Annotated in this window: 12 protein-coding genes and 1 pseudogene; 5 read left to right on the forward strand and 8 right to left on the reverse strand. The window is 69.0% G+C overall.

Annotation, left to right across the window (positions count from 1 at the left end):
* Positions 1-342 precede the first annotated feature (342 nt).
* A complete protein-coding gene (locus ACWGJB_RS49385; protein WP_453386572.1) occupies positions 343-2,604 on the reverse strand; it encodes a hypothetical protein in 2,262 nt (753 codons plus the stop codon).
* Between the two features lie 14 nt (positions 2,605-2,618).
* Positions 2,619-3,302: a hypothetical protein gene (locus ACWGJB_RS49390; RefSeq protein ID WP_453386573.1), complete on the reverse strand. Its 684-nt coding sequence runs from the start codon at positions 3,300-3,302 to the stop codon at positions 2,619-2,621.
* Positions 3,303-3,522: 220 nt separating this feature from the next.
* Here ACWGJB_RS49390 and ACWGJB_RS49395 point away from each other — a divergent pair, with 220 nt between their 5' ends.
* A complete protein-coding gene (locus ACWGJB_RS49395) occupies positions 3,523-4,242 on the forward strand; it encodes a GntR family transcriptional regulator (protein ID WP_453386574.1) in 720 nt (239 codons plus the stop codon).
* 129 nt (positions 4,243-4,371) lie between these two features.
* Here the strand turns inward: ACWGJB_RS49395 and ACWGJB_RS49400 are convergent, their stop codons facing one another.
* Positions 4,372-4,593 carry a hypothetical protein gene (locus tag ACWGJB_RS49400; RefSeq protein WP_453386575.1) on the reverse strand — a complete coding sequence of 74 codons (222 nt, stop codon included), beginning with the start codon at positions 4,591-4,593 and terminating at the stop codon, positions 4,372-4,374.
* A gap of 547 nt (positions 4,594-5,140) precedes the next feature.
* Between ACWGJB_RS49400 and ACWGJB_RS49405 the strand changes: the two genes are divergently transcribed.
* The gene (locus tag ACWGJB_RS49405; RefSeq protein WP_453386576.1) at positions 5,141-7,180 is read left to right on the forward strand and encodes a tetratricopeptide repeat protein; all 2,040 of its coding nucleotides are present in this window, start codon (positions 5,141-5,143) and stop codon (positions 7,178-7,180) included.
* 245 nt (positions 7,181-7,425) lie between these two features.
* On the opposite strand, the gene ACWGJB_RS49410 is transcribed toward ACWGJB_RS49405, so the two are convergent.
* Positions 7,426-7,836: a winged helix-turn-helix transcriptional regulator gene (locus ACWGJB_RS49410; protein ID WP_453386577.1), complete on the reverse strand. Its 411-nt coding sequence runs from the start codon at positions 7,834-7,836 to the stop codon at positions 7,426-7,428.
* Positions 7,837-7,931: 95 nt separating this feature from the next.
* Between ACWGJB_RS49410 and ACWGJB_RS49415 the strand changes: the two genes are divergently transcribed.
* On the forward strand, positions 7,932-8,537 hold the full coding sequence (locus ACWGJB_RS49415; protein ID WP_453386578.1) for a flavodoxin family protein: 606 nt from the start codon (positions 7,932-7,934) through the stop codon (positions 8,535-8,537).
* A gap of 119 nt (positions 8,538-8,656) precedes the next feature.
* Positions 8,657-8,944, forward strand: coding sequence for an SDR family NAD(P)-dependent oxidoreductase (locus tag ACWGJB_RS49420; protein ID WP_453386582.1), 288 nt, complete (start codon positions 8,657-8,659; stop codon positions 8,942-8,944).
* 313 nt (positions 8,945-9,257) lie between these two features.
* On the opposite strand, the gene ACWGJB_RS49425 is transcribed toward ACWGJB_RS49420, so the two are convergent.
* A complete protein-coding gene (locus tag ACWGJB_RS49425) occupies positions 9,258-10,445 on the reverse strand; it encodes a permease (RefSeq protein WP_453386583.1) in 1,188 nt (395 codons plus the stop codon).
* 183 nt (positions 10,446-10,628) lie between these two features.
* Positions 10,629-11,315 carry an SDR family NAD(P)-dependent oxidoreductase gene (locus ACWGJB_RS49430; protein ID WP_453386579.1) on the reverse strand — a complete coding sequence of 229 codons (687 nt, stop codon included), beginning with the start codon at positions 11,313-11,315 and terminating at the stop codon, positions 10,629-10,631.
* Between the two features lie 132 nt (positions 11,316-11,447).
* Between ACWGJB_RS49430 and ACWGJB_RS49435 the strand changes: the two are divergent.
* A pseudogene (locus tag ACWGJB_RS49435) lies at positions 11,448-11,777 on the forward strand (helix-turn-helix domain-containing protein); the annotation flags it as partial.
* A gap of 134 nt (positions 11,778-11,911) precedes the next feature.
* Here ACWGJB_RS49435 and ACWGJB_RS49440 read toward each other — a convergent pair.
* Both ACWGJB_RS49440 and ACWGJB_RS49445 read right to left on the reverse strand, forming a co-directional pair.
* A complete protein-coding gene (locus tag ACWGJB_RS49440; protein WP_453386580.1) occupies positions 11,912-12,211 on the reverse strand; it encodes a DUF5133 domain-containing protein in 300 nt (99 codons plus the stop codon).
* A gap of 64 nt (positions 12,212-12,275) precedes the next feature.
* Positions 12,276-12,494 (reverse strand): sigma-70 family RNA polymerase sigma factor (locus ACWGJB_RS49445; protein WP_453386581.1); only part of this gene is annotated, 219 nt, incomplete at its 5' end.

Raw genomic sequence — 12,494 nt, forward strand, 5'->3', positions numbered from 1 at the left:
CCACTCCTACGGCATGAACTTGACAGCCATACCCAGGGCCCCCGGGCCTCCCGATCGTACGAGTGACCGGAATCAACCCACCAACAACGTAAGGAACTTGAAAGCGTGATGTCGGCCACCGCCTGTGATCGAGTCGGTGCTGCCGAGGCGGCCGCGAATCACTTATCCGGGCAGCGATGGCATGCAAGGTGATCCAGTTCGACCCTGCGGCTCCTGGCGCGTCACCTGCGTCGGCGCCGTCGTGAGATCGGCAGTCGATGGCGACGCCTGTCCCCAGGCCACCAGGCCCTACTCACGCTCCGGCACCTGCGATGCGGCGATGTATGCGACGGTGCATCGCGTTCAGGTCGTCGTCCCGACGCATGGCTGCGTCACCGGGGTCAGGACCGCGACCTCCCAACCGAAGCCCACCAGCAGTCGGCTGTCCTGGGTGAGGCTCACCGCATGGACGGGCGCGGGGAAAGCCAAGGAAGGTCCGGTGGGACGGCCTGTGGTCAGGTCCCATACCCACACGGTCCCGTTCCGGCTGCCGCTGGCAACGATCGGACGGGCGTCGGCCACTCCCGTCGCCACCGCTCGTATCTCGTCGGTGTGGCTGGTGAGGAGGGTGCAGACGGCGCGGCCGGTGGTCAGGTCCCACACGCGCACTGTCCCGTCCCGGCTCCCGGTGACGGCGACCGGGGCACCGTCCACCACGGCGGTCGCCACCGCCATTGGCGTCGCCCTGACCAAGCCGATGCGGCCGGTGAGCGGATCGCCGACCGGGCGTCCGGTGGTCAGGTCCCAGACCCGAACTGTCGTGTCCCAGCTCCCGGTGACCGCGACCGGGCGACCTCCCACCACTGCGGTCGCCACCGACCCAACCGCGCCGTAGTGGCCGGCGAGGGGCTGGCCGACGGGGCGTCCGGTGGTCAGGTCCCACACCCAAACCGTTCCGTCCCAGCCACCGGCGAGGGCCACCGGGGTCCCGGCCAGCACCGTCGTCGCCAGTGACCACACCGGCTCGGTGTGGCCGACGAGAGGTTGCCCCAAGGGTGCACCGGTGGCCAGGTCCCACATCCGCACCGTTCCGTCCCAGCGACTGGTGAGGACAGCCGTGCAGCCGTCCACCACGGCGGTGGCCAGCGCCTCCACGATCTGGGGGTGGACGACGGGCTTGCCGACGGGCCGACCGGTGGCCAGGTCCCAGACCCGCACGGTCGCGTCCCGGCTGCTGGTGACCGCGACCGGGCGGCGGTTCACCACCGCGTCGGCCACGGCTCGCCCGTCGTCGGTGTGGCCGATGCGGGGGGCGCCGACGGGGCGGTCGGGCGTCAGGTCCCAGACGCGCACTTCTCCGTCCTCGTTGCCGCCGGTGAGAGCGACCTGACGACCGTTCACCTCTGCGGTGGCCGCCGCCCACACCCCGTTGACATGGCCGGCCATCGGTCTGCCGACGGGGCGGCCGGTGGTCAGGTCCCACACCCTCACCATCCCGTCCTGACCACCGCCGACCGCGACAGGACGGCCCTGCACCGACCCGGTGGCCAGCGCCTGCACCCCGTAGGGGTCGCCGGTGAGGGGTTTGCCGAACGGGCGCCCGGTGGTCAGGTCCCACACCCGCACGGTCCTGTCCCGGCTGCCGCTGACAGCCACCGCACGACCGTCCACCACCCCGGTGGCCAGGGCCCACACTCCGTCGCTGTGACCGGTGAGCGGTTCGCCGACCGGGCGGCCGGTGGCCGGGTCCCACACCCGCACCGTCCCGTCCCAGGTGCCGGCGACGGCGACGGGGCGGCCGTCCACGACCGCCGCCGCCAGCGCCTCCACCGGGCCGTGGCCGCCGGTGAGGGGCTTGCCGACCGGCTGGCCGGTGGTCAGGTCCCAGACCCTTACGGTCCCGTCCCGGCTGCCGCTGATGCCGAGCGGCCGCCCGTTCGACACCACCGTGGCCACCTCTGTGACGACTTCGGTGTGGCCCGTGAGGGGTGTGCTGGCGGGGCGTCCGGTGGTCAGGTCCCAGATCTGTACGGTTCCGTCCCGGCTGCCGCCGAAGACGACCGGGCAGCCCCGCACAACTGCCGTCGCCACCGCGCAGACCTCGTCGTCCTGGCCGGTGAGGAGTTCGCCGACCGGGTGGCCGGTGGCCAGGTCCCACACCCGCACCGTGCCGTCGTCGCTGCTGCAGGTGACGGCGATCGGGCGGCCCCCGACCATCCCCGTCGCCACCTGGCGCACGCGTTCGGTGTGGCCGATCAGAGCCTGACGGAACCGGTGGTCGACTGTGCTGCCGGTGGCCCAGGCCACCCCCCATCGGCTGTCCGCACCGTCGTCGACCGGCACGGCGGTGATCCGCGCCGACAGGCCCAGAGCCCCGTAGCGCGCGGCGTCCAGCGCCAGCATCTGCCGACGCACCCCCGGACTCGCCTGCCGGTGCAGGTGCGCCGATGCCCGGTACACCGCTGCCGCCAACCGCCCGGCGGGCCCAGGGGCTGCTTCCAACAGCTCGAGCACCGCCTCGGGGTCGGCGTGCACCATAAACGCCGGATCGGGGAACTCCGCGTTCGCAGCGGCGGATTCGGCGTCGGCACCCTCGGCGCCCAGGCCGTCGGACCAACCCTGCAAGCCATCGCGCCCCATCAGCCCATCAGCCCCTCAAGGCCCGGCTCGGCCGAGCGGCTGCGGCGCAGGCGAAGATGCGCCGGTCGCCACAGGCTCCAGGCCAGACCGAGCGCGAGCGGGACCTGGAGGACCTGCTGGACCACCGCAGGGCCGGGGACGCCTCCCCGCTCGGCCGGGGCCTGCCCCCGCGTGTCGACGGTCACCACGTAGGTGCCACCTACCGCCCAGTGCCAGTCGACGAGGGTGCCCCCCTGGATCGGGCCCAACGGTGGGCCGTCGAGCACGGAAACGGTGTAGGCCTCGGTGCTCCCGCCGCTCATGCCGTCCTCGGTCACCCGGATCCCCAGGACCGTGACGTGTTCGGTGCGCCCGTGCTGGTGCAACGCCTGCTGGTTCAGCTCGGACCTCTGGAGGACCAAAGTCGCCAGCAGACACAGCACGCCCAGGAGCCACCGCAGGCCGAGGAAGCGGCAGACGCCCGTAAGGAAGCAGGCACCCAGGAGCACCAGCACGCCCAGGACGTCCATCCACAGGGCATGCCTGAAGAAGGAAGTACGTGCGACCAGGCGCACGATCGCCCACAACCCGCACGCGCCCCCGACGCTTGCCACAACAGCACCCAGCCGTCGGCTCAACGCTCCTGCCGTGGGGAGCCGCGGGCCCGAGGGGCTCCGTACGGCGTCCTCTTCGTCCGTGCCCATGCCCGTCTCCGTCCTCCACGCATCCCGGATGCTCCACGGCAGCCATCGCACGAGGCTTCCTTCCATACGGTAGGGATTGTTCAACGATCCCTCAAGAGGTCATCCCTGTAAGCCTGGGCATCTCTCTCGCCTGGATTCCGCTACTGGGCAGATGGGGGTAGCTTTTGTTCAACGAAAGATCGAGGCGGTCAGCAGATCCGTCGATGGCCGAGGAGGACGGATGGGCACAAGCGCACCCAGCTCGTGGATTGCCGGACTGGAGAGGGACAAGGACCGGCTCGGTCGCGGCAGCACCGCTGAGCGGGTGGCCGGTGTGCTACGCCAGCGAGTGACGGAGGGTGACATCCCGCCCGGAACACGGTTGTCCGAGGAAGCCGTGGGGGCGGCTCTGGGCGTGTCCCGCAACACCTTGCGCGAGGCCTTCCGACTGCTGGCCCACGAGCGGCTGCTGGTACACGAGTTGAACCGCGGCGTATTCGTACGCACCTTGGACGGCGACGACGTGGCAGAGCTGTACCGGCTTCGGCGACTCGTGGAGGGCGCGGCCGTGCGCGAGGTGGCCGGCGCCCCCGACCGGGTCATCGAGGAGATCCGCGCATCCGTGGAGGAGGGCGAGCGGGCGGCAGCCGAGCAACTCTGGCCCGATGTCGCCACCGCCGATCTGCGTTTCCACCACGGCATCGTCCGGCTGTCCGCATCACCGCGACTGGCGGACTTCATGCTCCGCATCCACGCCGAACTACGCCTGGCCTTCCACGCCATGGGCGACCCGCGGCGCTTCCACGCGCCCTACCTCACCCGCAACCGTGACCTCCTGGCAGCCCTGGAGGCCCGGGACGCCCAGCAGGCAGAACTCCTGCTGTCGGTCTACCTCGCCGACGCCGAACGGCAACTGCTGCGCGCCTTCGCCGACCGTGGACCCTTTTCATCCTCACGCTGACGTGGCGAGGTGAAGGGCACGGCTCCCCCACCCGCTGAAGGATCACGTCCACGATTCGGGGGGCAGGTGAGGAACGGCCTTGTCCTGAACGGGTTTGCCGACAATGGTTGGACGGGTCCGGATCGATGGTCAGGGGTACAGGCCGAGGTTGGCGGTGAGTGAGACGAGCGTTCCGTTCGGGTCCAGCGAGGCCGGAAAGCGGGTCAGGTACGGCGTCGCCCGCAGCCGCTCCACCAGATCGCGGCCGTAGGGCTCCAACGCAGGTGCCGCGAGGTCGAGCGAGTATGCCTCAATCTTCGCCGGTGAGGTCGCGACCTGGGCGTGCGGGATGGCAAGCCGCTCGGAGACCACCGCCGAGGCGTGTTCGCCGTTCGTGCAGCGCCAAATCGGGCCGCCACTGGCGGCACGCCTCCTCGACGGCCGGGATCATCGCCGCGGTGCACAGTCTCGAAAGCACGCCACGGCCTGGAGCCGGACCAGCTCCCGAGCGACCCTTTCGGCGTCGGTCAAGCCACCACCCTGCGGATATCTCACCCCACCAGGGGGGACCGAAGCCACCCACAGGCTGTCCGGCGAACGGCCCGACATCACCCAATCATGTTCACTAGTGGGCAGGCCCAGATGGAGGGTTGCGTCCTCGCCCAGTCAGGGGCTGAACAACCACCGCGCACCGGCCAAGCGCGAGTTCCCTGCTCTTGGCCGGTGATGGAGCGAGGACCTCCCCTGGGTCTGCCGGGCGTTCACAGGCAAGCTATCGACACGGCCGACGAGGCGAAGAAACAATGGGGAACCACATCACGCGATGGGGGCAGGCGTGTTGCCAACTTTTCGCCCACAAGGGGGGCTAAGCCGGGGCTGGATCAGGTACCTGACAGCCGTAGCGATCGGAGCCAGCACGGTGGCCGTCGCTGCCACCTGGACAACGGGTCCGCTCGCCACCGGCATCGGCGCAGCTGTCACGACGGTGTACGGCCTTGTGGCGGACCATATGCGTCCGCAACGGCTCTCCTCGCACACTGTGGCCCTGTTGTGGACGCTGGACGGTCGCATCCCGAGACTCAGCCAGATCGAACATCCCGAACTGGTCGGCGCGCATCCGGCAGACGGACGACGCGCGCAGCCGCCACCCCCATACGTGGAGCGCGATGCCGAGCCAGCGCTGCGAGAAGCACTCGCGCTGGGTGGCTTCGTGCTGATCGTGGGCGAGTCAACCGCCGGCAAGACACGTCTGGCCTATGAGGTCGTCCGATCGCTCTTTCCTCGGCACGCCTTCGTGCGCCCCCTGACCAGAACCACTCTGACCGCTGCCATCGAGGTCGTCCGGCGTCGCAAGCGTGCTGTCCTGTGGCTGGACGATCTGGAGAATTACCTGGGCGCCGATGGACTGACCGTCTCCATGCTGGCCGGGCTACTCCAGGGACGCTCACGCCGGGCCGTGGTGCTGGCGACAATGCGGTCCGAGGAGTACCGCCGTTACGATGCCCGAGAGGAGAGCAGGCTCACCGGGTCTGCCCGCGACGCCTGGCGATCTCAGCGCGAGGTGCTGGATCAGGCGACGAAGATTCCCCTGGCTCGGCACTGGTCACCGACCGAACAGCACCGTGCCGCGGCGCATGAGACCGACGCGAGGCTCAAAGTCGCCCTGAAGTCCTGCGACCGGTTCGGCCTCGCAGAAGTGATCGCAGCTGGCCCCGAACTGCTTGCTGCCTGGGGCCATGCATGGGCGCCCGGCGCCAACCCGCGCGGAGGAGCTGTCGTTGCCGCGGCCGTTGACTGCCGCCGCTCGGGACTGAGGCGACCGGTGAGTAGAGAGTGGCTCCGGGAACTCCATCCGCCCTACCTCGCTGAGCGCGGTGGGCCGGATCTGCAACCTGAGCCGTTCGAGGAAGCAATGCAATGGGCCTGCAAAGCCGCCTACGCAACGAGCGGGCTCCTGATCGGCAACTACAGTCAAGGCTATGTGGCGTTCGACTACCTGCTGAGTGCACCGGGACTGGCCCCTGTGCCGGATCACCTGTGGAATGCCTTGCTGGACAGGGTCGAGCCCGACGATGCCTACGACATGGGTCTGGTCGCCCATCAGGCCAATCAGCTGGCACGAGCAGTGCCGGCTCTCGAACGGGCCGCCGCCGGAGGGGCTGCGGGGGCTGACTTCCAGCTGGCCATCGCCGTGGGCGATCGTGGCTGGCCGCGACTGGCGGTGAGCAGGCTGGAGGAGGTGGTACGTGGCAGGCAGGCCGAACTCGGCCCGCGCCATCCTGACACACTTTCCGCCCGGCACCAGCTGGCGTTCTTCACCGGTGAAGCCGGCGAGACCCACACGGCCGAAGGCGCATTTCGCGAACTCGTGGCTGATACGACGGCAACGCTGGGCCCGACCCACGCCGACACCCTGGCCGCTCGTCATCAGCAGGCTTACTTTTCCGGGGAGACGGGCGACACGCAGGCGGCCATCCGACAGCTTCGCGCTCTTCTTGAGGACCGATTACGACTGGAAGGACCGAAACATCCTCAGGTCCTCGCCACTCGACGCAGCCTTATCTGGTTTCGCGGCCTTCAAGACAATCCAGCTGAAGTTGAACGCGAGTTGCAGCACCTCTTGGAAGATGCGCACCAATGCCTGGGAGCCGATGCCCCGCACACGCTCGCCATTGTCAGCACGCAGGCGGACTTCGCGGCACGAGCAGGCAGGACAAGCGAAGCGCTGGCGATATTCACCCAGCTGGTCATCGATCGTAGCCGCGTCCTCGGCACCGACCACCCGCACGTGGTGCACTCCCGCCTGCAAAGGTGTCAGACACTCATCGCCGATGGCCGTACCGGGGAGGCGGCCGACGAACTCACGCGGATCATCCACGACGCTCAGCGCATTCTTGAACCCGACCACCGCCACATCAACAGCGCAAGGGTCATGCTGGCCCTCTTGCAGCAGACCTGACAGGGCCTCGACCGTTCCGGATGCACCTATCGATGCTTGAGCCGCATGCAACTTGATCAGTGGGACCCTGTGCAGCCGCTGCGTGGTGGCGTGCGGGGAGGCGGTCGGAGGCCGGAGCGCGGACCTCGACCTGTTGCTGGTGGCGGACCTTGTCGGCCGAGGGCGGAGCAGGGGTTGGTGTCGAAAGCGACCAGGCAGTCCTTGCCGACGTCACGGGCCCGCGGCCTGGAGAGAACTGGCGACACTCAGTCGGCGGTGCGCTGGTCATAGGCGGCGCGTGCCGCGTGTACCTGGGCGGCACGCGTGTGGGTCCAGGTGCACAGGACGCGGGTTTCTTCCGCGATCTCGCTGCCGAGGTCGGTGAGCGCGTAGAGGACCAGAGGCGGCGTGGCACGGGGGTCCACCGTCCTGGCGACGAGTCCGTCGCGTTCCAGGGTCCGCAGGGTTTGCGAGAACATCTTGCGGCTGATCCCGCCGATGGAACGCTGTAGTTCGGAGAACCGCTGGACACCGCGCTCCCGCAGGCTCAGCAGCATCAGCAAGGCCCACTTGTCGGCCAGATCCACGAAGACGTCACGGCTGGGGCATGCCGCGTCGAGGATGTCCATCGGCCGCTCTGGGTCGAGGGTGATCGGTGGCTGCTCCTGCTGTGACATGCCCCCCAGAATACACCCGCATCCCCGCAGAGGGTTGCCCTCTTTTGGAGGTCAGGTTTAGATTAGAGACCATGCCTACTCAAGGAGTGACTCCCGTGACCGAGACCGTCAAGCGCCCCCTGGTCGCCATAGCCTTCCACTCCGGTTACGGACACACCGCTGTCCTGGCCGAAGGGGTGAGGCGCGGTGCCGAAAAGGCCGGAGCCGAGGTCGCCTACATCCCGGTGGACGCCATCACCGACGAGGACTGGCAGCGGCTCGACGCCGCCGACGCCATCATCTTCGGCTCTCCCACCTACATGGGTGGCGCCTCCTCCGCCTTCCATGCCTTCGCCGAAGCCACCAGCGGCCGCTACCTCACGAGCGTCTGGGCCGACAAAATCGCTGCCGGCTTCACCAACTCCGCTTCCAAGAGCGGTGACAAGCACAACACCCTCAATTTCATGACCGCTCTCGCCGCCCAGCACCACATGATCTGGGTCGGCCTCGGCCTGCCTCCCGGCTGGAATGCCCTGACCGCCGCCGAAGACGACCTCAACCGACTCGGCTTCTGGATCGGCGCCGGCGCCTCGACCCCCCAGGACGGTGGCGTCGACACCGTCCACCCCGCCGACATCGCCACCGCCGAACACCTCGGGGCCCGAGTCACCCAGCAGGCCGCTGCTCTCACGACCGGCCGCAAGGCACTCGCCGACGCCTGATGGCAGAAGGCGGGCAGCACGCGCCGACACCGAGGGTTCCGCGTCGGGCCGTGAAGCATCGCCGACCGTGAAGCAGCCGGTGCCGGACGGTACAAGTCCGAGTTGACTGCCGAGCCGCGCTGGTTACCGGCGCGGCCGGCGGCATCGGCCGCGCGACCGCGCAACTGCTCGGGGAGCGGGGCGCGCAGGTCATCGTCTCGGGCCGTAACACCGAGCGTGGCAAGCGGGTCGTCGTCGGCATCCGCGCGGCCGGCGGGAAGACGGACTTCGTCCAGGCCGATCGCTCAGGTGCGGCCGGGGCTCGCAGCCTGGCCGGCGCCGCCGGCGAACTCGCCGGTGGCATCGACATCCTGGTGAACAGCACGGGCACCTACCCCTCCCTGGCCAGCACCGACACCCACCGATGAGGTCTTCGGTGAGGTCTACGACGTCAACGTCAAGGCGCCTTTCTTTCTGACCACCGCTCTCATCCCCGCGATGGTCGTCAAGATGGTCGTCAAGGGGGCCGGCTCGGTCATCGACATCGGCACGTTCGTGTCCAGCAAGGGGGAGTGCCCGGCGCCACCGCGTACGCCTCCAGCAAGGCTGCCCTCGATCAGCTCACCCGCATCCGGGCCGCCGACCACGGGCCAGCCGGTCTGCGCTTCGACCAACGGCTTCCGAGAGCTGCCCGCAAGCCGCGCCGGCGCGGCTCTCGTTCCGTCGCAGGGCCCGGTCCGGTCAGTGGTGGTGTCCCGAATGCCCCTCGTGCTGCTGCTCGGTGCGCTGCTCCATGGTCTCCGGCGCGTCGCCCATCATGGCGAGCATTTCGCGGCCTCCGGTGCGGAAGAAGCGAATCACGAGCGTGGCGGCCAGCACTAGAAAGGCGATGTTGAGGAACGTGGTGTAGTTCCAGCTCACCCCTTCCATCGGGATCTTTGCGTCGGCCTGGTCGGGTACCAGCCCGAGGCCGCCGAAGGCGAGCTCCACCATGTAGCCGGCGGTGACCATGGCCGCGTAGAAGGTGAGGGCGAGGTAGAGAGCCGTCTTGAGGCCGTAGTACTTCCGGTAGATGTTGAGGATGGGCAGGATCAGAAGGTCCGCGAAAATGAACGCAACCACGCCGCCGAAGCTGATCCCGCCCTTCCACAGCACCACGGCCAGCGGCACGTTCCCGATAGAGCAGACGAACGAGATCAGGGCCACGATCGGGCCGATCAGCGGTCCCCAGACCCTCGACAGCAAGGGGTGGCCCTCGAAGAAGAAGTTCTGCCAGAAGGAGTCCGGCACCCAGGCCGCGATCGCGCCGGCGATCAGCAGGCCGATGACGAGGTCGCGCAGGATCGCCGCCCACTCCATCGCGAAGACGTGGGAGACGGAGGTGAAGCCCCGGGGCGACAGCAGTCGGCGCCAGAACGATCCGGTGCCGCCCACGGACATGTCCATCGCGGCGTGGCCCTCCATCGAGCCGGCCACTCCGCGGTCGGCCTGCACGTGGGCCTCGCGCAGCAGGCGGCTGCGTAGGGTCAGCCGGAACAGCACGGCCAGGACCACGATCATGATCGGTCCACCGATGAACTCGGCCAGCGTGAACTGCCAGCCCATCAGAAGGGCGAGGATCACCCCGAGTTCGACAACGAGGTTGGTGGACGCGATCTCGAAGGCCATCGCCGCGGTGAAGTTCGCGCCCTTGCGGAAGAGCGACCGGGCCAGCGCGACGGCGGCGTAGGAGCAGGACGAGGACGCCATCCCGAGCAGGGAGGCGACGGTGAGCGTGCGAGGCCGGTCATCGCCCAGCAGCCGGACGACCGTCTCCTTGCGGACGACCGCCTGGATGATGGCCGAGAGCAGGAAGCCCAGGATCAGTGCCCAGGTGATCTCCCATGTCATCGACCCCGCGATGGACAGGGCGTGAAGCACTGCATGCAGCACCGACATCGTTTGATCATCTCCGCAGCGCTGGTGTGGGAACCGTCTCTGTATACCCCGGCGGTATCCCTCGACAAGTCGAGATGATCCCGCGTGGGCGCGAGTTCCTTCATGCCTCCGCTGCTCCGGCGGCCTCATGGGTCTGCGTGCGCACGGGGAATGAGGGCATGCGGTCGACGCCCGTCACGACGGCTCCTTCCCCGGTGAGTAGCCGGGCGATGGCTTGCCCGATGCCCGATGCCCGATGCCCGATGTGGCACCGGTGACGATCACTACCTTGTCGGTCAGCTGGAGATCCATGGTGTTCTCGCTGAGGGCGAGGTCAGCGATTCCGGGCGGCTCGCCGCGGCATGTGGGCCGGGGGGACTCTGCGGTCAGCTGGGCGCCAGCTGAGGCAGCACGAGGTCCCGGGCCGTGGTGAGGAGGGCGATCACGAGGGCGATGGCGGGACCACGATCGGGGCGAACGGGCTTGCCGCGGCGCGAACTGCTGCTCGTGCCCGGCGATGCCCCGCTCGAGCGCCGGCGGCATCATGATGCCGGCGTTGTTGATCAGAATGTGCAGCGGGCCCTGCCAGGCGGCGGTGAACGCCCGCACCGAATCGAGGTCGGACACGTCAAGACGGGCGACGTGCATCGCGTCGTTCCCGGTGGCCTTACGCAGGTCGGCCGCGACCTGCTCGCCTGCTTCCGGGCGGCGGACGGCGAGAGTGACCTCGGCGCCCTGGGCCGCCAGAGCGCGGGCGGTCTCGACGCCGATGCCCGAGTTGGCCCCCGTCACGATCGCCCGCCTGCCGGACACGTCGACGCCTTCGATCACCTCCGAGGCGGTGCTGGCGCGGTTGAACGGGGTGGTGAAGACATGGGACATGTGACGTATTCCTCCGGTCGTTCGTGTTGCGCTGTCAGACTGCGCCGAGCGCTGTGGGACGCACCAGGACGGGTTGGGACTGGGACTGACAGGGCCACCCATGAGCCCGGAACACGTTCGTACGCCGGCAACATGGCACCCGCCGGAGACGCGAGGGCACTGGGCCGGTATCTGCGCGCCCGCAGGGAACTGGTCCAGCCCGACGACGCCCGGGACCAGGGCAACCGGCGCGTCCCGGGCCTGCGCCGCGAGGAGGTCGCCTTCCTCGCCGGGATCAGTTCCGACTACTACAACCGCCTGGAGCAGGGCCGTGACAGGAACCCCTCGGAGCAGGTCCTGCGCAGCATCGCCCGCGCCCTGCGACTGCACGAGGAGGCGACGTCCTCTCAGCTGGAGATCGCGGCACGCAAGAGCCCGCGCCGCAGACGGCCCGGCAAGCCGGAGAAGGTCGGCGACGGCATCCTGGCCGCGTTCCTGGGACCGGAGATGCGGGAACTCCATGAGGACTGGTGGTGGTAGTGCCCCCGGACCCCGCGCATCCGCAGCAGAACGGAAGGCGGAGCCGGGGGCGTGACCTGGTCCGCCCGGCAGGACCGTCAGGCCGTCGGCAGAGCGCTGCGGGCTCTGCCCTGTGCGACGCCACCGGGGGTGACGATCGCCCGGCCCCGCCCGATGCCGGGCATGATCTCAGCGCTGTCGATCGTACGGTCGAGGTAGTCGCGGGCGACCTGGAGAGCGTGGGCTGTCTCCCGCGTCCCGGTGAGGACACAGAGTGTGTAGGCCACGTCCTGCAGGCGTGTGCTGAGAACGACGTCGTCGCCGGGGGTTTCCGTCGCGAGAACTGTCTCGTACTCCTCGACGAGCCTGCGCAGAGTCGCAGGGTGGGGCATGAGCATGCACGGCCTCCTCGGATCGGCACGGCAGGGGCGAAATGATGCGCAGACCATGGGGGACTGGGTGTCACTGCCGGTCGAGGGCTTCGTTCCGGACGCGGGCGCAGCTGCGGGTGATGAGGCGGGAGACGTGCATCTGGGAGATGCCCAGGCTTTCGGCGATCCGGCTCTGCGTCATGTCTTCGAAGAAGCGCATGTAGAGGATGGCGCGTTCGCGTTCGGGCAGCCGGCGCAGTCCTTCCTTGGCTGCTTCCCGGTCGACGACGGTGTCGTAGGAGCCGTCGGT

Source organism: Streptomyces sp. NPDC054813 (assembly GCF_053611365.1).